Annotated in this window: 16 protein-coding genes and 2 pseudogenes; 12 read left to right on the top strand and 6 right to left on the bottom strand. The window is 69.3% G+C overall.

What is annotated here, in order from left to right; translation table 11 throughout:
- Positions 1-20: 20 nt before the first annotated feature.
- The 4 genes and pseudogenes from FDZ84_RS31500 to FDZ84_RS31485 all read left to right on the top strand — a co-directional run.
- Positions 21-216 (top strand): annotated as a pseudogene (locus FDZ84_RS31500) (Tn3 family transposase); the annotation flags it as partial.
- Positions 217-404: 188 nt separating this feature from the next.
- The gene (locus FDZ84_RS31495) at positions 405-4,016 is read left to right on the top strand and encodes a DUF4132 domain-containing protein (protein ID WP_210435244.1); all 3,612 of its coding nucleotides are present in this window, start codon (positions 405-407) and stop codon (positions 4,014-4,016) included.
- Between the two features lie 147 nt (positions 4,017-4,163).
- A complete protein-coding gene (locus FDZ84_RS31490; protein WP_246868568.1) occupies positions 4,164-4,406 on the top strand; it encodes a hypothetical protein in 243 nt (80 codons plus the stop codon).
- Between the two features lie 111 nt (positions 4,407-4,517).
- Complete coding sequence (locus tag FDZ84_RS31485; RefSeq protein WP_371812715.1) at positions 4,518-6,905, top strand: ATP-dependent Clp protease ATP-binding subunit; 2,388 nt, start codon at positions 4,518-4,520, stop codon at positions 6,903-6,905.
- A gap of 46 nt (positions 6,906-6,951) precedes the next feature.
- Here the strand turns inward: FDZ84_RS31485 and FDZ84_RS31480 are convergent, their stop codons facing one another.
- Positions 6,952-7,839, bottom strand: coding sequence for a nitroreductase/quinone reductase family protein (locus FDZ84_RS31480; protein ID WP_168588824.1), 888 nt, complete (start codon positions 7,837-7,839; stop codon positions 6,952-6,954).
- A gap of 414 nt (positions 7,840-8,253) precedes the next feature.
- On the opposite strand from FDZ84_RS31480, the gene FDZ84_RS38230 reads away from it, so the two are divergent.
- From FDZ84_RS38230 to FDZ84_RS31460, 3 genes are all read left to right on the top strand, one after another.
- Complete coding sequence (locus tag FDZ84_RS38230; RefSeq protein ID WP_371812714.1) at positions 8,254-8,574, top strand: transketolase C-terminal domain-containing protein; 321 nt, start codon at positions 8,254-8,256, stop codon at positions 8,572-8,574.
- 337 nt (positions 8,575-8,911) lie between these two features.
- Positions 8,912-9,373, top strand: a complete 462-nt coding sequence (locus FDZ84_RS31465; RefSeq protein ID WP_168588823.1) for an STAS domain-containing protein — start codon at positions 8,912-8,914, stop codon at positions 9,371-9,373.
- Positions 9,374-9,750: 377 nt separating this feature from the next.
- Positions 9,751-10,296: a DUF1697 domain-containing protein gene (locus FDZ84_RS31460; RefSeq protein ID WP_168588822.1), complete on the top strand. Its 546-nt coding sequence runs from the start codon at positions 9,751-9,753 to the stop codon at positions 10,294-10,296.
- Positions 10,297-10,353: 57 nt separating this feature from the next.
- Here FDZ84_RS31460 and FDZ84_RS31455 read toward each other — a convergent pair.
- Positions 10,354-11,269: pseudogene (locus FDZ84_RS31455) on the bottom strand (aminoglycoside phosphotransferase family protein).
- A gap of 160 nt (positions 11,270-11,429) precedes the next feature.
- Here FDZ84_RS31455 and FDZ84_RS31450 point away from each other — a divergent pair.
- Complete coding sequence (locus tag FDZ84_RS31450) at positions 11,430-12,962, top strand: Curculin domain-containing protein (mannose-binding) lectin (protein ID WP_168588821.1); 1,533 nt, start codon at positions 11,430-11,432, stop codon at positions 12,960-12,962.
- Positions 12,963-13,042: 80 nt separating this feature from the next.
- Here FDZ84_RS31450 and FDZ84_RS31445 read toward each other — a convergent pair whose 3' ends face one another.
- The gene (locus FDZ84_RS31445) at positions 13,043-14,212 is read right to left on the bottom strand and encodes an NADH:flavin oxidoreductase/NADH oxidase (protein ID WP_168590485.1); all 1,170 of its coding nucleotides are present in this window, start codon (positions 14,210-14,212) and stop codon (positions 13,043-13,045) included.
- Between the two features lie 109 nt (positions 14,213-14,321).
- On the opposite strand from FDZ84_RS31445, the gene FDZ84_RS31440 reads away from it, so the two are divergent.
- The 3 genes from FDZ84_RS31440 to FDZ84_RS31430 all read left to right on the top strand — a co-directional run bounded on the left by FDZ84_RS31440 (position 14,322) and on the right by FDZ84_RS31430 (position 16,084).
- Positions 14,322-14,975, top strand: coding sequence for a helix-turn-helix domain-containing protein (locus FDZ84_RS31440; protein ID WP_168588820.1), 654 nt, complete (start codon positions 14,322-14,324; stop codon positions 14,973-14,975).
- A 459-nt stretch (positions 14,976-15,434) separates the two neighbouring features.
- Entirely contained in the window at positions 15,435-15,557 is a 123-nt protein-coding gene (locus FDZ84_RS39595) for a hypothetical protein (protein WP_371812931.1), read from the top strand.
- The gene (locus FDZ84_RS31430; protein WP_168588819.1) at positions 15,554-16,084 is read left to right on the top strand and encodes a gamma carbonic anhydrase family protein; all 531 of its coding nucleotides are present in this window, start codon (positions 15,554-15,556) and stop codon (positions 16,082-16,084) included. Before FDZ84_RS39595 ends, FDZ84_RS31430 begins: the two co-directional genes overlap by 4 nt.
- Before the next feature lie 61 nt (positions 16,085-16,145).
- On the opposite strand, the gene FDZ84_RS31425 is transcribed toward FDZ84_RS31430, so the two are convergent.
- Positions 16,146-17,384: a DUF4241 domain-containing protein gene (locus tag FDZ84_RS31425; protein ID WP_168588818.1), complete on the bottom strand. Its 1,239-nt coding sequence runs from the start codon at positions 17,382-17,384 to the stop codon at positions 16,146-16,148.
- 172 nt (positions 17,385-17,556) lie between these two features.
- Between FDZ84_RS31425 and FDZ84_RS31420 the strand changes: the two genes are divergently transcribed.
- Complete coding sequence (locus tag FDZ84_RS31420) at positions 17,557-17,715, top strand: hypothetical protein (RefSeq protein ID WP_246868565.1); 159 nt, start codon at positions 17,557-17,559, stop codon at positions 17,713-17,715.
- 10 nt (positions 17,716-17,725) lie between these two features.
- On the opposite strand, the gene FDZ84_RS31415 is transcribed toward FDZ84_RS31420, so the two are convergent.
- Both FDZ84_RS31415 and FDZ84_RS31410 read right to left on the bottom strand, forming a co-directional pair.
- Complete coding sequence (locus tag FDZ84_RS31415; RefSeq protein ID WP_168588817.1) at positions 17,726-18,496, bottom strand: putative protein N(5)-glutamine methyltransferase; 771 nt, start codon at positions 18,494-18,496, stop codon at positions 17,726-17,728.
- Positions 18,497-18,767: 271 nt separating this feature from the next.
- Positions 18,768-19,229, bottom strand: a complete 462-nt coding sequence (locus FDZ84_RS31410; RefSeq protein WP_246868564.1) for a cupin domain-containing protein — start codon at positions 19,227-19,229, stop codon at positions 18,768-18,770.
- Positions 19,230-19,378 lie beyond the last annotated feature (149 nt).

Genomic DNA, 19,378 nt, shown 5'->3' with positions numbered 1-19,378 from the left:
CTTCGATGCGGTGCTGTGTCGACCTGATCGCGGCGCACAATGACGACCTGCTCCGTCTCGCGGGTTCGTTGAAGTTCGGGCATGCGACCGCCTCGCTGTTGGTCGGGAAACTGTCAGCCTCGGGCCGGCAGAACCAGCTCGCGGCCGCCCTAGCTGCGGAGAACGATCTACGCGGCCCGCTATCTGTCCGACCCGGCGTATCGGCGCAAGATCTCTTGGCTGGACCCCGGTGCAGGGCCGCCAGCGGCCGTTGTCAGTGACCGGATCTACTGTGAGGCCCGTCGATCGCCCCTGTCGCGGGCGGGTTCATCACAGGAGCGCTGACCTGGGGTCGGCGTGGGTCCGAAGAAGGGGCGGCCGTGCGGCGCTGGGAGCTGGCTGACGGGAGAGAAGACAGCCCAACCATGTTCTGGGAGGTTGGGGCGGACGGCGCGATGGTGAGGGTCCGTCACGGAGAGGCCGGTGCACCGGGGCGTACGCGGGTCGAGGACTGCGGCTCGGCGACGGCCGCGGAGGCGTACGTAGCCGAGGCCGTGCGAGAGAAGGAACGCGAGGGGTACGCGCCCGTGGGCGCCGGCCACACGCCGGACGCCGGGGGCACCGGAAATGCCAAAGATGCTGCGGCGGCACCCGACGAGGACTCCTTCGTGATGCCCGTCGCCTGGCGGCACAGGGTCCGCCCGCGCTGGGGCGGCATCGAGCGGTTCACGCACGTCCCCCACGGGGCGGCTCTCGACCACTGGGACAGGCGGCTCGCGGCGGCGACGGAGCAGTGGACCGGCACGGTTCTCGACGGGGACGTCCCGGGCGTCGACCCCGAACTCGCGGCCGCCGCACGCCGCTACCTGAAGGGGACGGCGGATCCGGTCGGCGCCGCGGTCCTGGCCGTGATCACCGACCGCGGGAAGCTGCTGTACGAAGAGGTCGTCGACGCCTGGGATCTGCGGCACGGAACGGCCTTCGCGGCCCGTGCCACGGTGGAGCTGTTCGAGCTCGACCACGAGAGCGGCCAGGACCGGACCACCAGGCTGGCCGTCCTGCCCGAGGGCTACTCGCCGCCGCGGCAACGGCTGTGGTTGCGCCGGAGCGCCGCCGACCGGGTGCGGATGCTGCTGGCGAGGGACTGCGAGGACCAGTACCGCGAGGTGGTGGCGGCTCTGGCGGCGCACCGCGGTGGTGCCCGGCGCCGCATCGTGGTGTCGTACCTGGTGCCGAGCGAAACCGACTGGGTCGCGGAGTGCTGCGCCGACCCGGGGGAGAGCGGCCGGGAAAACCGCGTCGTACGCGCCATGCTGTTCGAGTCGCTGAACGACGAGGAGCAGTTGCGGGCTCTGCTGCGCGCGGGCGGCGTGCCCGCCTATGACGGCACGCTCTCCGCCGCGGCCACCGTCGCCGAGGGCGTCGGCCCGGCCGTCGCCGCGCTGATCGCGGAGATCTGGCGGCACCGGACGCTTTCCGACGCTGGGTCGGCGGAGGAACAGGCAGGCGTCCTGGCGGAGTTGCCGACGGACGAGGCGTTCGAGCTGCTGATGTCCCACGCGGACGACAAACGGGTACGTCCGGCGTTGCTGGAGGCGGTGCGCCGGTATCCGGTGCGCGCGGCCCGCCTGCTGGCAGGCCGGGCGGCGCCTGCCCCGGGCCGCAACTCTTTCCTGCTGGGCCAGTTGCTGACCGCGCATGTCGCCACGCACGGTGAGTTGCTGGAGTCGCGGCTCGCACAGTTCCCGCCTCGGGCCGCCGGGGTGGTGCGGGGGCTGCTGCACCCGGCCGTCGCCGACGCCTCCGCCGACGCGCTGCCGGAGCTGCTGGTGAGCCCGCCGTGGACCAGCGGGCGGACGGCGCCGAAGCCGAGAACCGTCAAGGGACTCGTAGCCGGGGAGGAGACCCACGTGCTGTGGCAGCCCGGCGAGCGCGAGACGTGGGCGGGCGCCGTCGAGGAGCCGGAGCGGCGGGCGCGACGCCGCCGTAACGAGCCGTATCCCGACGTGGCGACCTTGCGGGAGCGCTTCACCGACCTCGACAACTACCAGCTGGCCGACCTGTTCGCCGACGGCCCGGACGCGTACCGCCCGCTGCTGGCGCAGTGGACTCCCGAGTACATGTGGCAGCCGGTCGAGAAGTTGAAGCCGGTGGCCGCCCGGTGGGAGAAGGACGCGCTGCCGCCGCTGCTGCGTGCCGCGGCGCGGGAGCCCGCCGTGGCCGGGGAACTGCTCCTGCCGTACCGGCAGCTGGAGGTCGCGCGGCTGATGGCCGACTGGTTCGTGCGGCTGAAGTCCGCCGCGGTCACGGCCCGCGCCTGGTTCGCCCGGCACGGCGCGGACGCTGCCGTGCTGCTGGTGCCCGACGCGGCCGGTCCGGCGGGCGCCGCCCGCCACGGCGCCGAGCACGCGCTGCGGGCCATTGCCGCCACGCACGGCAAGGACGCGGTTCTCGACGCGGTGGCCGGTCACGGCCCCAAGGCGGTCGATGCTGTCCGTGACCTGCTGTCGGCCGACGGTCTGGAGCTGGCGCTGCCGTCGAAGATGCCGCGGCCCGCGGCCTGGGCGGACCCCCGGTTGCTGCCGCGCGTGCTGCTGCGCGACCGGGCCTCGGTGCTGCCGTCGGAGTCCGTGCGCCATCTGTTGACGATGCTGGCGATCTCCCGGCCGGGCGCGGTCTATACGGGCGTGGAGATGGTGAAGGAGTCGTGCGATCCCGAGTCGCTGGCCGCCTTCGCCTGGTCGCTGTTCGAGCAGTGGCGGCTGTCCGGGATGCCGCCCGAGGAGAGCTGGGCGCTGCATGCCCTGGGGTGGGTCGGCGACGACGACACGGTGCGCCGGCTGGCGCCGGTGCTGCGGAACTGGCCCGGCGAGGGAGCGCACCAGCGGGCCGTGCAGGGCCTGGACGTGCTGGCCACCATCGGCAGCGACGTGGCCTTGATGCATCTGCACGGGGTGTCCCAGCGGGTGAGATTCAAGGCGCTCAAGACGCGCGCCAAGGAGAAGATCGAGCAGGTGGCGGCCGATCTGGGGCTGTCCGGCGAGGAACTCGCCGACCGGCTGGTGCCGGACTTCGGGCTGGACGCGGACGGCTCGACCGTCGTCGACTACGGGCCCCGGCGCTTCACCGTGGGCTTCGACGAGCAGTTGCGGCCGTATGTCCTGGGCCAGGACGGCAAGCGGCGCAAGGACCTGCCCAAACCGGGTGCCCGCGACGACGCCGAGCTGGCGCTGGCGGAACGCAAGCGGTTCCTGGCGCTGAAGAAAGACGTGCGGACGGTGGCCGCGGACCAGGTGCGTCGGCTGGAGGGCGCGATGGTCGCGGGCCGCAGCTGGACGACCGGTGAGTTCCGCGAGCTCTTCGTCTCCCATCCCCTGCTGTGGCATCTGGTGCGGCGGCTGGTGTGGCTGTGCGTCCCGGCCGGGGTTTCGGAGAGGGCTTTGTACGGGACCGTGGCCACCAGCGGCGCTGGTGCGGTGACGGCGTTCCGTGTGGCGGAGGACCGCACCTTCGCCGACGTACGGGACGAGGAGTTCACGTTGCCGGAGGGCGCCTCGGTGCGGCTGGCGCACCCGCTCCATCTCGGCGAGGAGCTGACGGAGTGGGAGGAGCTGTTCGCCGACCACGAGATCCTGCAGCCTTTCCCGCAGCTCGGCCGCGCCGTGCACCGGCTCACCGACGACGAGGCGGCCGGCGACCGGTTGGAGCGGTTCGAGAACATCACCGTGCCGACCGGCAAGCTGCTCGGCCTGCAACGGCGCGGCTGGGAGCGCGACGAGCCGATGTTCGCGGGTGTGCAGTGCTGGCTGTCCAAGCGGGTCGCGAAGGACCGCTGGATCATCGTCAGTCCGTCGGAGGGGTTCACGATCGGCGCTGTCGACGTTTCCACCGAGCAGACGCTGGAATTCATAGGGCTGTCGGAGCAGCCCAGTGCGTGGAACCCGCCCGGGGAGCTGTCCAGGCTCGCCTTCGCCGAACTCGACCCGGTGACCGCGTCCGAGCTGCTCGCCGACCTTACGGAGCTGGTGGCGCGGTGACGACGCACCACACCGCACGGCACAGGTCGAGGACGACACGGCGGGCGCGTGACACCGCAAAACGGCAGGTCACGGGCGTAGCGGGCCATATGCGCCCGAAATTTCCCGGATACTACGGCGACCCGGCACCACGGGGTGGTGGCGTTGGTGGCCGTGGCGGCGGTGCTGGGGGTGCCGAACGGGTTCTACAACATCGGGAGCCAGTCGGCGTTGTGCCGGCAGGCGTCGGCGCGTGATGCCGGGATAGCTGCGGGGCTGTTCCGGACGTCTCAGTATGTTGGTGCCAACATCGCGGCTGCGGTGATCGAGTTGTGCTTCGCGGGTCCGGCCAGTGATCCGGGGTTGCACCGCTCGGTGGCGTGGTCGTGGGGATCAGCGCGGTGCTGCTGATGGGGTTGGTGGTCGGGGGCCGGTCCCGCTGAGTGGGTGGTGTTGCGCGCTGGTCTGGTGTTGGAGTTCGGTTTGCAGGCGGGGCCTGCGTGTGTTGTGGAGGTGGCCCCTTTGGTTCGCGGCAGTGTCGGTGATTCCTCTGCCGCCTTTGATTCGCTGTTCAGCGAGGTGTTCTCGGGGGCGTCGGGGGGTGCTTCGGCGTCGGAGCGCGGCTTGGCGTTGGGCACGTTGCTGGATGCGCAGGCGCATGAGGTGGTGTCGAGGGCGGTTCGGGCAACTGTGGACTGGGGCAGCCGGGAGTTGGACGGTGCGCATCTGCTGTGGGCGGTGACTCAGGTGCCGGCGACGGCGGAGTTGCTGGTTTCTTCCGGGGTGCGGGTGGAGGAGTTGGCGGCTGCCGTGCGGTCGGCGGTGGTGGCGCAGGATTCGGGGGTGGTGGGGCGGCCGGTGTTGTCGTCGGCGGCTCGGCGGGCGTTGCTGGGGGCGTATCAGCAGGCGTTGGGTGAGGGTGCCCATGTGGTGGGGGCGCGGCATCTGGTGTTGGGGTTGGCCGTGGATGCGGATTCGGTGGCCGGGCGGGCGTTGGCGCGGGCGATCGAGTTGGGTGATCGGGGTGGGGCTCGGTCGGTGTTGAGCGTGACGCCGCGGTTGGACGAGTTCGGGTTGGATCTGACGGAGTTGGCGCGGGCCGGGAAGTTGGATCCGGTGGTGGGCCGGGATGCCGAGATCGAGCAGGCGATCGAGGTGTTGGGGCGGCGGTCGAAGAACAACCCGGTGTTCGTGGGGGATCCGGGGGTTGGGAAGACCGCGATCGTGGAGGGTTTGGCGCGGCGGATCGTTGAGGGTGCGGTGCCGTGGTCGTTGGCGGACATGCGGGTGGTGTCGCTGGATCTGGCGGGGATGGTGGCCGGGGCGAAGTACCGGGGGGAGTTCGAGCAGCGGTTCCGGGATGTGCTGTCGGAGATCCGGGCGCATCGGGAGAGCGTGTTGGTGTTCGTTGATGAGATTCACAGCATCGTGGGGGCCGGTGCGGGTGAGGGGTCGATGGATGCGGGCACGATGCTCAAGCCGGCGTTGGCGCGGGGTGAGGTGCGGTTGATCGGGGCGACGACCGTGGAGGAGTACCGGCGGCACGTGGAGAAGGATCCGGCGTTGGAGCGGCGGTTCGCGCCGATCATGGTAGCGGAGCCGTCGGTGGCCGAGGCGGTGGTGGTGTTGGAGGGGTTGCGGGAGAAGTACCAGCGGCATCATCGGGTGCGCATCGATGATTCGGCGTTGTCGGCGGCGGCGGAGTTGTCGCAGCGTTACATCGCGGATCGGTTCTTGCCGGACAAGGCGGTGGATCTGCTGGATCAGGCTTGTTCGCGGGTGCGGTTGCGGCGTGGTGGTGAGGTGCGGGAGTCGGCGGTGTTCGAGCCGACGGTGGTCGCTGACGACGTGGCGGATGTGGTGGCGTCGTGGACCGGGATTCCGGTGGCGGATGTGAGTGCGCAGGACGTGCAGCGGTTGTTGGAGTTGGAGCAGCAGTTGCGGTCGCGGGTGGTCGGTCAGGATGCGGCGGCGGCGTCGGTGGCGGAGGCGGTGCGTCGGGCGCGGGCAGGGTTGGCGGATCCGGATCGGCCGATCGGGAGTTTCTTGTTCCTGGGGCCCACTGGAGTGGGCAAGACGGAGTTGGCGCGGGCGTTGGCGCATGCGTTGTTCGGGGATGTGCAGCGGTTGTTGCGGTTGGACATGGGGGAGTTCCAGGAGAAGCACACGGTGTCCCGGCTGGTGGGTGCGCCGCCTGGGTATGTGGGTTATGGCGAGGCGGGGCAGTTGACTGATCGGGTGCGGCGGCAGCCGTATTCGGTGGTGTTGCTGGATGAGGTGGAGAAGGCGCATCCGGATGTGTTCAACACGTTGTTGCAGGTGTTGGATGCGGGGCGGTTGACGGATTCGCAGGGCAGGTTGGTGGATTTCCGCAACGTGGTGGTGATCATGACCTCGAACATCGGGGCTGATCGGGTGCTGGATGCGGGGGCGGATGCTGGGGAGTCGGCGTTGGTGGTGCTGGAGGAGTTGCGGGCGTTCTTCCGGCCGGAGTTCATCAACCGGATCGATGATGTGGTGGTGTTCCGGCCGTTGGGGGCGGAGCAGTTGCGGCGGATCGCTTTGTTGTTGTTGGAGCGCACGGGGGCGCAGTTGGCGGCCAAGGGGATTCGGTTGGTCGTGGGGGATGCCGGTCTGGATTGGTTGGTGGACCGGGGGTATCAGCCGGAGTTCGGGGCGCGGCCGTTGCGTCGGGTGATCGCGCGGGAGTTGGACAACCGGTTGGCGTCGATGGTGTTGGGGGGCGCGGTGTCGGCGGGTGATCAGGTGTCGGTGGATGTGGTGGATGGTGAGTTGTCGTTGGTGGTGACGTCGGTGTGGGAGCCGGTGTCGGGTGGGCGGCATGCGGCGCCGGTGGAGGGTGCGGTGGAGCGTTCGCAGCCGGTTGCGCGGCACGGCGTGTTCGGGTGAGGCTTTCCCGGTCAACCGGCGGGGTGGCCGGGAAAGTGTTTCCTGGTCAGGTCGCTGGTGTTGGGGGCCAGGGGATTTCGGTCAGGGCGGGGATGAGGGTTCGCTCTTCGTAGTCGAGGTGTGCGTGTAGTTCTCGGGCGAGGCGGTCGAGTTCGGTGCGGAACTGGTGGGGGTCGGCGTTGGTGATGTCGGCCAGCAGGGCGAGGATTTCGTCTTTGATATGCGCGACGGTGCGGTGTTCGGTGCGGAGGCGGTCGAGGGCGTCGCGCAGGTGCGGGTGGTGGTGGGCGAGGGCGGGGAAGATGTGGTCGTCTTCGCTGGTGTGGTGGAAGGTCAGGAATTCGCAAAAGGCCAGGCAGTGCTGGCGGATCTGCATGCCGAGGCTAGGTGGTTGGTGGTCGCTGCTGGTTCGGGCAGTGATGTGGGTGTGGGCTTCGGTGCGGACGTGCTGGAGTTGGGCGCGTAGCCAGGCGTGGACCTGCAGGAGTTTGTCGGCGAGGTTGGTGATCTCGCGTGTGGCGTCTGCGGGGTTTTCGGTGCGTTGGAGTGCGATCACGGGCAGGGTTCGGTTGGTGCGGGTTTGGTAGTCGGCGTAGCCGGGTGCTGTACGGGTGATGTGTTCGAAGAGTTGGTCGCGGTGGGGTCCTTCGGCGGGGACGGCGATGGCTTCGAAGGTTTCGGTGCCGATTTCGACCTGGACCAGCGGGTGGGCGAGGAGGTTGTGGTACCAGCCGGGGTGGTGGGGTGCGCCGAGGTTGGAGCCGGTGATCAGCAGCTGGTCGCCGTTGCGGACGTAGCCGAGTGGGACGGTGTGCGGGCGTTGGGTTTTCGCGCCGGTGGTGGTGAGCAGGAGGAGGTCGTTGCCTGCGAAGGGGCCGCCGACTTTGCCCGCGCTGGTGCGGAATTCTTCGATGATGGTGTGGTTGAAGGACATGTTGTGCTGGTGTCTCCAGGAGTGTTGGGGCGCGCGGGATCCCGTGGTCTGGAGCTCGATCGAGCAGGGGGCAGCTGCTGGCGGGAGGGTGCCGGGTGCTGCGGGAGACAGGGGCTGCGCGCGGAATTGGTATGGGTCAGGCGCGGGGTGCGGAGTGCCTGTTCATGGCGTGATCCCCTTGGTGAAGGTGCTCGCCCGGTTGTCGATCTGCCCACTGCTCTCTAATCGGCGCCACGCGGCACGCCGGTATTCAACCATGCGTTCGCCGAGCACCGGCAGGGGCACGCCGATCGGGTGATGTTTGTCGGCTGTGGGTGCACGAGGCCGCGGGGGAGGCGGTCGCGCGGGCCCGGGAGGGTGGTGGGCCGACGTTGATCGAGGTGAAGTTGACCCACTGCTACGGGCATTTCGAGGGTGTTCAGCAGGCCTACCCGGGGCGAGGAGGTTTCGCGGGCGCGGCGGGATCTGGACTGCTTGCGTCGGTTCCGGGCTCGGGTGACCGGGGCCGGGCAGGTGTCGGCGGAGCGGTTGGCCGCTACTGGGGTGCGGCTGGTGGTCGTGGATGAGGCTACGCCGCGGTGCTGCATGACCACTGGCATCTCGGCGCTGGTGGCGGGGGCGGGTTTCGCGTCGCTGCGGGCCCCGGTGGAGATGGTCACCGCCCCGCACACCCCGGTGCCGTTCAGCGACGCGTTGGGGGTGGCCCTGGCTCGGGGAGCAGTTGGCCAGCGGTGAGGTCGCCGAGGAGGCCGGGTCTGAGGTGGCTGGGGTGCTGTTGTTCCCGGGTTTTGCCACCTCCACAGTGCTGTCACTCTGCGCGACAACACGCCCCGTTGAGGGACGGTGGATCGTCGCCCAACTAGGCAGATCCCGGCGCGCCACCACCTCACTGCCACCTGATCGAGACCAAATACCACACGAACGTGGCGAGCCTTGTTGGCTCGGCCGGTGGCTCCTACGGTGGTAGGTGCGGTTGAGCAGCCGCCACGGCGTACCTCTTGCGTTGAGCGCAGCGGCGAGTTCCCGGGCCCGTGGCCAACCGAACCGTCGATACGCAACCAGGGGAGGTAGCGTGATCGTCTCCAGATCCGGCATGCCACCGGCCGCGTGGGCTCGCGGCGGCCACGCGATCGTCGCGCCACACACCGCCGAGGATCCCGTCGCCGCGCACGCGACCTGCGCTTCCGCGCTGCGGCTGGCCGTGGAATGGCCCGCTTCGGGTGTGGTGGTGGTCCGCATCGGTGGCGAGATAGACCTGGCCACGGTGCCCAGACTCACCGAGCTGATCCGCCAGCGCCTGACCGCCGCGGCCCTGCAGGCCATCGTCCTGGACCTCTCGGAGGTGTCCTTCGCCAGCAGCGCCGCCATCGAACTACTGCTGCATACCCAGCGCCGCGCCGACCACCGCAGCACCAAGCTGTTCGTGGTCCCCGGTCACGGAGCGATGTTGCGGCTGTTGACGATCACCCGGCTGCGCGAACGGTTCGTGTGCCGGGAATCCGCCGCCCAAGCCGTCGCCGAAGCGCGCTTGTGACACCCGGGCTCCGCCCTGCTCAGCTGTCGGTGCCGTGGGCGAGGTGAATCGGTAGGCGACGCCCACCCGCCGTCGGCGGCGTACGGTCTCCAGCTGCTCGGGTCGTTGGATCAGTACCATCAGCTCGCGCTCGCATGGTCGGCTTCGGCGAGCACGTCGTCGACGTAGTCCAGCGCCCGGCTTGGTGGCGTCCAGCCCGAACTCACCGACGATCAGCGGCGCGGCCAGGCGGCGCGCGGTGTCGGCGTTGCTGGCGAACCCGCACGGTGGCCAGGGTCAGCGGGGTCAGCCCCGCGTAGGGCAGGCCCTGGCCTGCTGCGCTCCCAGGACCGGGAGCGGGGCACCGCGCTCCGCCGGAGGATGGCAGGATTTCCGCCATGAGCACGTACGTCGCGCTGCTGCGCGCGGTCAACCTCGGTAGCCACGGCCGCCTCGCCATGGCCGACCTGCGCGCCCTCGTCGTCGCCGCAGGACACGGCGACGTGGCAACCTACCTGCAAAGCGGCAACGTAATCTTCACCTCCGAACACGACGACCCCGAGGCACTGGCCGCGGACCTGGGCAAACGGCTGGCCGACGAACTAGGCGTGGACACCCCGGTCATGGTGCGCACCGGCACCGAGATCACCGGCATCGCTGCGCACCACCCGTTCCAGGACCGGCAAAGCGACCACGCCAGACTGCATGTGGCATTCCTGGCCACCGAACCCGACGCCGACCGCGCCGCGCAGTTGAGCGTGCCTGAAGGCTCGCCCGAAGAACTCCAGCTGACCGGGCGGCAGCTGTACCTGCACTACCCGGCCGGGGCGGGCCGCTCCAAAACCACCGCCGCCTACCTGGAAAAGCGGCTCGGGGTCGCCATCACCGCCCGCAACTGGAAGACCGTCACCGCACTGGCCGACCTCGCCCAGCAACGATCATGACCAAGCTCTCGGCGGCCTGCCCTAGGCCACCGGCCCGGTGAACCGGCGCTGACCCGCTCACGGCCCCCACGCGATCAGGGCCTCCGCCACGGCGACCTGTACCTCGCTCAGCCCGGCATCGCCGTCTGCGACGTCCCACAGGCAGTTCTGCAGCACCCGCCCCAGAGTCCAGCCCGGCGAGCGCTGCCGGTCCAGGCCCAGCACCTCTACCATCGCCTCGAACCGGCGCCGCACCGCCCCTGCCACATCACCAGAGGCCACCACCTCGTCCCAGCGGTTGTGCAACGCCGGCATCAGCTCGAAACCGGGGTCACCGGCCAGCGGCTGCGGATCGATGGCCAACCACGGTTCCCGCTGCCCCGCCAGCACGTTGTCGTAATGCAGATCCCAGTGCAGCAGCCGGTCACCCGCCTCGCCGCGCAACTCCGCGACCACGCCCGCACAATGCTCCAGCAGCCGTCGCTGCGCCGGATCGGCCAGCCGCGCGCACGCGCCCGGAACGCCGGTGAGCATCCCGGCTGCCACATCGGACAGTTTCCGCAGCCCAGCAGGAGCGGGCACCGAGCTCAACCGTGCGAGCAGCCCGGCCAGGACCCGCGCCGCCGCCACATCATCGTCCACACTGGACAAAGAACGCGTCGCGAGCCGCTCCAACAGCATGCTGCCCGAGACCGGGTCGTGCTCCAGCAACCGCACCGCACCCCGCCCGTCCCACACCCGCAACCCCACCGGCTCCCCGGCGGTGTCGGTGGTGACCGGCTGCAACTTCAGCACCGCAGCGCTACCGTCGTCGCGCACGACGGGCAGCACCAGCGCCACCATGCCGTGCCGGGCGGCGCCATCTGGGCACAGCCGCCACGCCGCCAGCTGCTTCTCGGCCAGTTCGGGAAGCTCATCGATCCACGGGGAAGCACCGAAGAACTTGCGATGGGGTGGCCGCCAACTCGGCCGGAACCACCACAGCAGGAGACATCGTGCCCTCCCGGGCATCTGCGTGGGTCTGTCTGACCAGTTGTCGCTGGATGCGGCGAGGCGTGATTGGAAGGTGACTATGGTCGTCTCACCGTGTGTCGGCGGGGACCCGTCGCCGGTTGTCGTAGTTGATGAGAGGGACCGTGCAGGAATCATCGAATATGCAGCCGGCGTTCAAGGGCTTCGCGCCGGCCGCCGAGATCACTGTCAAACGCTACCTGTACCGCAACCGCTCCAAGGGCGTGGAGACCGACACTGTCATACGTGAACCGGATGGTTCGCTTCGTGTCAGCACCTCGTGGGGGCATTTCTTCCTCAGTCCACCGCTGGCACGGTGGCTGGAGCAGGACAACACGGTGCTGACCTGGCAGCGAGTTCCGACGAAACAGGGCACGGCCCTTCATCTCTGCTTGGTCGACGAGGCCGGGAACATGCTGTGGCGCGAGAGCTCGGCCAGCACGACCGTGGCGCCCCCACCGGCTGTGTCATACGACTACGGCGGACCTGCCATGGGCTTGGGGTCGCGTCTACGTCTTCAGTCCCTGACCTCCCCATCCGGCTCGCACACGCTGCTTCACCACGACGACGGAAACCTGGTGCTCTACTGCAACGCCACCCACACCCCGGTTTGGGCGACCGACACGAGCTGGCTCGACGACAGTTGGGTCGACCTGACCCTGCGTGGCGACCTTGTACTGCGCACCTCGTGCGGCGCGCCGGTCTGGCAGTCAGACACCGCCGATGCGGGCGTGGAGCGGCTCGCCGTCCGCGACGACGGCAGCCTTGCCCTTCTGGACGCCGCAGGAACAGCCGTCTGGCGGATTCACCACCACGCACCCTGCACAGCAGCCGGGCACAGCCCGCCGCGCGGCGCCGTCCTCCGACGCGGACAGACACTCCGCAACCAATCCCTGACCTCCGCCGACGGTGGCACCGTCCTGTACCACCGAGCCGGTGAAGGCAACGGTGAAGGAACGAGACTGATCCGCGCCGACGGAATACAACTGTGGTATGCGCCCAACTCCCGCGCCGCAGACGCCAGCCTGACCCTCGACAACGAAGGATTCCTTCAGGTCCGGGCCGACGACGGCAGCGTTGTCGAACAACTGGCCGGTCCGGGAGACCACCTCATCGTGGTACCTGGCGGCGAAGTCCGGCTCTGTGCCTTTGACGGCACCGTGTTGTGGCGCGAAGGCCAGCACGTGATCGACCATGGCGACGAAGTCATGACCGCCTCCCCACGCACGGTCACACCCGCCGCCCTGAAGACACTGCTCAATGCAGACGCCACCCCGATCGTGCGCACCGACTTCTCTGACGACCACGCCTGGGACACCGCCTGGCGCGACCTCACCACGCCCCGCGAATACTGGGATGACGACGTCGTCCTCGACACCACTCTGGTTGCCATACCCGAGTTCGAAGGCTGGACGGGCGAAGAGCTCGCCACCCTGCTGTCACACACCAAGCACGAGCGGCTCCTAGCCGTGGATGCGGTCACACTCGCCTCCCCAGAGCATCCCGTCCTCGTCGTGGAGATCGACCCAGAACGCAACCAGCCGCGATCCTTCCGCGCCACTCCGCATGCCCTGCTGGACGTTGAAATCCAACTCTCGATCGCCAACATGGGCTGGGAAGACTTCAGCCGCTCCGCCGACCCCGACGGAGTGCTCCGAACCTCCACCGCGGACTAAGTTCACGGACCGACACCACCCGCTTGAACCGCGGATAGGCGGTGCGATCTGAGCTCGCTGACTGAGCTCGCTCGGTGAGCTCAGTCAGCGACGCCGGTGCGCTCGCGCAGATGCAACCACCACCCGTAAGACGGCGGCCACATCCCCCACCCAGGGTCGACACCGAGCGCCTGCGCCGCGTGCACGGCCCAGTGCGGATCGGTGAGCGCCTCGCGGCCGATGGCGACCAGGTCGGACTGGTCGGCTTCCAGGATGGCCTCGGCCTGCGGACCGTCGAGGATGACGCCGACCGCCATCGTCGGGATACCGGTCGCGTTCCTGATCGTCTCCGCATACGGCACCTGGTGGCCGCGTCGCATCTTCTTCCTCTTCTTCGCGAAATCCAGCAGCGAGTTCTCCGCTCGGATGCCGCCGGACGAGCAGTCGATCAGGTCGATCCCGCGGCTGTGCAACTCGCGTGCGAGGACGCAGCTGTCGTCGATGCTCCAGCCGTCGTTCCTGTCGTCGAGGTCGCTCCGCCAGTCCACGCAGGAGATCCGGAAGAAGATCGGCTTCTCGGTCGGCCACACCGACCGTACGGCTTCGGCGATCTCAAGCGCCAGCCGCATCCGCCCGTCGCGGTCACCGCCGTATTCGTCAGTCCTGTGGTTCGCCACGGGGGAGAGGAAGGAGTGGATGAGGTACCCGTGCGCCGCGTGGATGTCCAGCACGTCGAAGCCGGCGGCGTCGACCCGCTGGGCGGCGTCCGCGTACTTGGTCACCAGCTCCCTGATCTCGGCGACCGTCATGGCCCGCGGCTGGTGCCAGCCTTCGATGGTGCGGCTATCGCTCGAGCTTACCGGCTGCCACGGCGGCTCGCCCCGTGCCGCTTCCGCTTCGCCCAACGGGCCGAGCCCCTCCCATGGGCGCTGGCGCGCAGACTTCGGACCCGCATGGTGCAGCTGCGCTGCGGCCACCGTCCCTTGCTGGTGCAGGAAGTCGGCGATCCGCCGCAACGGCGGGACGTGGTCGTCGGACCAGATGCCGCAGTCTCCGTAAGTGTTCCGCCCGATGGGATCGACGATGAGCCCCTCCGTCATGACGGTTCCCGCGCCGCCGATCGCGTACTTTGCCAGGTGCTGGAAATGCCAGTCGGTCGCCAGGCCGTCGGGACCTGTCTTGTACATCTGCATCGGGGCGATGACTATCCGATTCGGGAACGTCACGCCGCGCAGTGTGAACGGGCTGAAGAGCAACGATCGACCATCCATCACACTCAAGGGGACTCCATCACGACAGTTGAGACTCGGCCGAGGAAAGCGTGCACTATAGTGAATGGTTCCGCAACATACTGATGCTGCCGACCCTGAAGGGTGTCCCTTGAGTCCGACGACATCGACGTCCGTCCCGAATAGCCGCGAGGCGGAACTTGCACTGGCCGACGCCGCGGTGCTGGGCCAGCTACTGCGCGATGCGCGGCGCGACCGCGGACTGTCGCTGAAGGCGTTCGCCGCGCAGTCGGGCATCAGCGAGGGCCTGCTCAGCAAGTTCGAACGCGGCAGTGGCAACCCGTCACTGCTCACCTTGCAGAAGATCGCCGCCGCGCTCGGCATCAGGCTCAGCGACCTGTTTCACCAGGTGCCGTCGGCGGGCCACGACCGCGGCGAGGCCGAACACAGTGAATTGCGCCCGGACCAGTGCGCCGTCGTGCGACCCGACGACCGCAAGCGACTAGTGATTCCCTTCGAGGGCCTCGTCTACGAGCTGCTCTCCCCCGATCTGCAGCGCGGCCTGGCGATGCTGTATTGCGAGATACCCGTGGGCTTCGAGGGCAGCGCCCGGCCGTTCCAACACAAGGGCGAAGACACCGTGCACGTCCTCACCGGCAGGTTCGAGGTACACGTCGCCCACGCGTCGCACGTTCTCGAGCCGGGTGACACCGTCACGTTCCAGTCATCGCTCCCGCACTGGTGGAAGAACATCGGCGACGTTCCGGCGACCGTGATCTGCGTCAACTCACCGCCCTCGTTCTGAACGTTCAGTCGACGCGACCACGTCGCGGCCGGATAGCCGAAGCCCAGCCCGGTCAGCGCACCCGGCCGCAGGTTTTCCACCAGCACATCGGTGGTGCCCAACAAGAACTCCAGCAGCGGCTTGCCCTCGGGGTCTTCAAATCCAGCGCCACCGACCGCTTGTTGCGGTTCAGCCGCACGACAGCAGACAGGAGGAAGCCGACAAGCTCGTCCATCGAGGTTGTGCCAAGCGGGCCAGCGCCCGGCCGCTGAAGCAAAACCGCTCCGGCACCGGGCCCTGGAGGAGAGACTGCTGGTCGTGACCGGATCAGTTGAAGACAGCCCCGCCACCCGCCGGGCCCCGAGTATCGTCGGCCCGCCGGCCTGGTGGAACTGGCCGCCGCGACGCCGCGACGCATGATCATCGGCGGCGACCTGCTGTGCGGGCAGCGCGTCGTGGAGAACCGGCTGACCCCACGAGCTGGGGATCAGCCGGCCGCCGCTGCGGGAAGCGCTACGGGTGCTGGAACGCGAAGGCCTGGTGCGGCTGCACTGGCTGCGGCGGCAACGGGATACGCGCGGCGAAAAACAGGAGGACAAGTGAGTTCAGGGCTCCCGGTCACGTTGACCATCGACGGGATCACCCCGCAGGTCGACGTGAATGCCTTCGTCGCGCCCGGCGCCGCGCTCATCGGCCGCGTGCGGCTTTCCGCCGGTGCCAGCGTCTGGTACAACGCCGTGCTGCGCGGCGATCAGGAGAACATCAGCATCGGCACCGGCAGCAACATCCAGGACGGCTGCGTCGTGCACGCCGACCCCGGCTTCCCGGCCGAGATCCGCGCCGGCGTCACCGTCGGCCACAAAGCCGTGCTGCACGGCTGCACCGTCGAGGACAACTGCCTGATCGGGATGGGCGCGGTCGTGCTCAACGGAGCACACATCGGTGCCGGTTCCCTCATCGCCGCCGGTGCGGTGGTGCTGGAGGGCACCGGGATCCCGCCGGGCTCGATGGTCACCGGCACCCCAGGCAAGGTCCGCCGCGAACTGACCGACGAGGAACAGGCCGGTCTGAAGCTCTCCGCCGAGCACTACATCGCCCTGGCCGCCAAACACCGCGAAGCCCTGAGCTGACATCGCCAAGCGGGCCACTGGAGTTCCGATCACCCGCGCAGGCCGCGCTTGCCCTTTCCGGTTAGGCGTCGGCCCCGTCGGCGGCAATAGCCGGCTTCACCGGGGACTTCTCGAGCGGGGACTTCTCGAGCGGGGACTTCTCGACGAGCCGACGGGAGAGGGTGTGACCCGAGGTCAGGTGCTGTCCCGGAGACAGCGGCCGTGCCACGGTCGCACTCTCCGGACGCGGTGGCGTGGCCGCTGTGCCGAGGGCGGTCCGCACGCTCCAGAGCACGCTGCCGTCGGGGGCGCGCAGTTCGAGGCCGTCGTCGCGTACGGCAAGCACACTGCCCGGGTTGCCCGCCGTGTCGGTGGACCATACGACACGGGCCTGGCCGTCGTAGATGACGAAGTCGCCGTCGGCCTGCAGCACGCAACGGGCGGGCCCGTGCCCTTGAGTGCCGGTGGACCACACTGCTCCCCGTCCCTCGTTGTTGTAAAGCACGAGGTTTCCATCGTTTTGGTGGACGAGCGTGCAGGTGCCGGACGGGGAGGTGAGCGCTTGCTGGCGCAGCGTCTGCCCGGCCCGCATCTCGTGGCCCTGCGCCACCTCGCTCAGCGCGTCACCCGCCCCATCAGCTGAGGGCGGCTCATCGTCTCTCTTGTCCTCGCCGTACTCGTCGTCGGTCAGGACGAAGAAGTCGGTGAGGTAGCAGGCCACCTCACCGTCGGCGGTACGTCCGACCCAGGTCGGGTAGTCCCCGTCCCCGTCGCCGGAAGAGAACGCCACCAGCAGCGGCCTGCCCTCGTCATCAGTCAGCGTCCCGGGCGCGGTGCCGTCGGACCCCGTGACGTTGCGAGCCGTCATCAACCGGTCGTAGTAGTCGTCGTGGTCCTCGCGCAGCGGCGCGATGTTCGCCGCGTCGGCGAAGCCGCCGGTGCCGCCGTCGACCGGGTAGCCGAAGAACTCGTCGTCGCCCAGTTCGGAGACGTCCTGGCCTTCGCACACGGCCATCTCCCAGGAGACGACGGGCTCGTCCCGGATCACCAGCCGGGCCGCCGCGATCATCTCGTGCGCAGGCAGGTAGCCCCGCTTGGCGAACATGGCGATCACCAGCACCAGCGGGTACTGGCCCGGCGGCACCTGCTGGACAAACCCGTCATCGGAATCGTCAAACCCGAACGGCTCGCCGGCGACAACCCGCCCCGATGGCAGCCAGAGCGAGGTGTCCTGCCGCAGCCGGACGGTGGCGACATCGCCGCGGGACAGCGTGTGACACGTTCCAGCAGCGAAGAGCCGTTCGAAGTCGGGGGCGGGCACTGGCAAAAGCGCTCCTTCGGGGAGTTCCTTCACTAACCCCGGTTGCCGGAGACGGACGCCCCTTGGCAACACCGGGTGAGGCGACCGTAGCCGCCGACCTATTCCTGGCTCGCCACCATCCACCGATGAATGTCCCGGCAGACCCGAGCGGACGGTCCGGAAGGGCAGCGGTGTGACACGGCATCCGGTGACATCGGCGGCGTTCGCGGCCCTCTCCGGCGGAGTGCTCTGCGTCGTCGGCATCCTGGTGCTCGCGCTGACGAACACGTCCCATCGCCGGTTCGAGACCGCCGCCGGTGGGGAGCTGCCCGGCCGACAACCAGGCCGGTAGCGGGAAAGCGCTACGGCGTCGCGGGTCTGGCCCCCACCACGACCGTGGCATCCAGTTCCACACAACTGGCCACCCGCGGTACCAGCCCGGCGTAGGAGAAGAGCTCCGCGGTGTGCGGCGCCTGGCGGCGGCTGGTCTCGATCAGCAGGTGCCCGCCCGGCGCGAGCCACCGCGGCGCCGCGGTCACCACCCGGCGTTGGACGTCCAGCCCATCGGCACCGCCGTCCAGCGCCACCTGCGGTTCATGCAGCCTCGCTTCCGGTGGCATCAGATCGACCTCGCCGGAAGGCACGTAGGGGGCGTTGACCACCAGGACCCCGACGCGGCCCCGCAACGCCACCGGAAGCGGCGTGTAGAGGTCACCTTCGAATACCTCACCGGCACCGGCGAGGTTGCGGCGCGCGCAGCGCACCGCAACGGGATCGACGTCGGCGGCGTACAACTCCACCTGCTGCCCGGCGGCCAGGGCGGCGCCAACCGCACCTGAGCCGCAGCACAGGTCGACCACGACCGAGTGCGGACGGGCCAGCGCAGCGGCCTGCCGGACGAGGAACTCGGTGCGGCGGCGAGGCACGAACACCCCGGGCGTTACGGCGATGTGCAGACCACAGAACTCCGCCCAGCCCAGCACCTGCTCCAGCGGCAGACCATCGACACGACGCTGCAGCATCTCGGCCAGCTCACCCGGGCCGGCGGCGGCAGACAGCAGCAACCGCGCCTCGTCCTCAGCGAACACGCAACCAGCGGCACGCAGGCTGGTCACGACGGCCGGATACGACAACGACGACGGTAAAGCAGAAATCGGGAGCGCCTTTCGATCCGACGAGCGCTCTCACCGACGCGGATCACGGCCGCGGGAGGGAAGCGCCCGACCTGCAACAACGGTAATGGGGCCCACCTCCTCGGTCGCGCACGGTGCGGCAACACTACATCAGCGCCACCGGCCCGGGCTCGGGCGGCCGCACCAGCGGGACCCGGACCGCCGTCCACACCGGACGAACCGCGCATCACTGCTCGTAGGTGAAGCTGTACTTCGCGGCGATGGTGCCGAGCTAGGCGGGGTCCAGCAGGCCGGCGGCACTCACCTGGGCCCGGTCCTCGATCAGGTCCTCGGCGAAGCGGTCCCACCCGCCGGGCGAGGAAATCTGCAGCACGCGCGGCGGCGGTGTGGATCCAGGCCGCAGGGCATGCGCAACACCGTGCGGCAGCAGCACGAACCGGCCCCGTGTCGCGGTGTGGCTCCGCCCGCCGAACTCGACGGTGAGCGCTCCTTCGAGCACATGGATGCACTCGTCGGCTTCGTGGTGGACGTGCCGGGGGATCTCCTGGGCGGCGACCTCCAGCAGCGAGAACGCGCCGCCCGTGTCGCTGCGGTTGCGCATGGCGTGGGTGACACCGCGCGGGAGCAGGGCGCACATCCCGGCGGTCAGCCAGTGGGTGCGGCCGCGAAGTCGATGCGATTGCCACGGTGGCCGGGAAAACGCACTGGTGCCGTGGCAGGCCTGCCACGGCACCAGTGTCTCCAGCAGGTTCTGGCATCAGTCGCCCGGTTGTTGGTTGCCCCGGTGTTGCGTCGCGGCGCGTGACCGCCGGACTGATGCCTCGACCGCGCCCGGCCGAGCGGCCGGGCAGGGTTGGGTACTGACGAAGGTCAGCGCCGGGC

The sequence above is a fragment of the Saccharopolyspora sp. ASAGF58 genome, from assembly GCF_012277335.1.
Classification (GTDB): domain Bacteria; phylum Actinomycetota; class Actinomycetes; order Mycobacteriales; family Pseudonocardiaceae; genus Saccharopolyspora; species Saccharopolyspora hattusasensis.
This window is presented reverse-complemented; position numbering and strand designations above follow the sequence as displayed.

Excerpts from the sequence above, each read along its gene's own strand:
- FDZ84_RS31495 (WP_210435244.1), top strand. The coding sequence starts at position 405 with ATGTTCTGGGAGGTTGGGGCGGACGGCGCGATGGTGAGGGTCCGTCAC.
- FDZ84_RS31480 (WP_168588824.1), bottom strand. The coding sequence starts at position 7,839 with ATGTCCTTCAACCACACCATCATCGAAGAATTCCGCACCAGCGCGGGC.
- FDZ84_RS31460 (WP_168588822.1), top strand. The coding sequence starts at position 9,751 with ATGAGCACGTACGTCGCGCTGCTGCGCGCGGTCAACCTCGGTAGCCAC.
- FDZ84_RS31450 (WP_168588821.1), top strand. The coding sequence starts at position 11,430 with ATGCAGCCGGCGTTCAAGGGCTTCGCGCCGGCCGCCGAGATCACTGTC.
- FDZ84_RS31445 (WP_168590485.1), bottom strand. The coding sequence starts at position 14,212 with ATGGATGGTCGATCGTTGCTCTTCAGCCCGTTCACACTGCGCGGCGTG.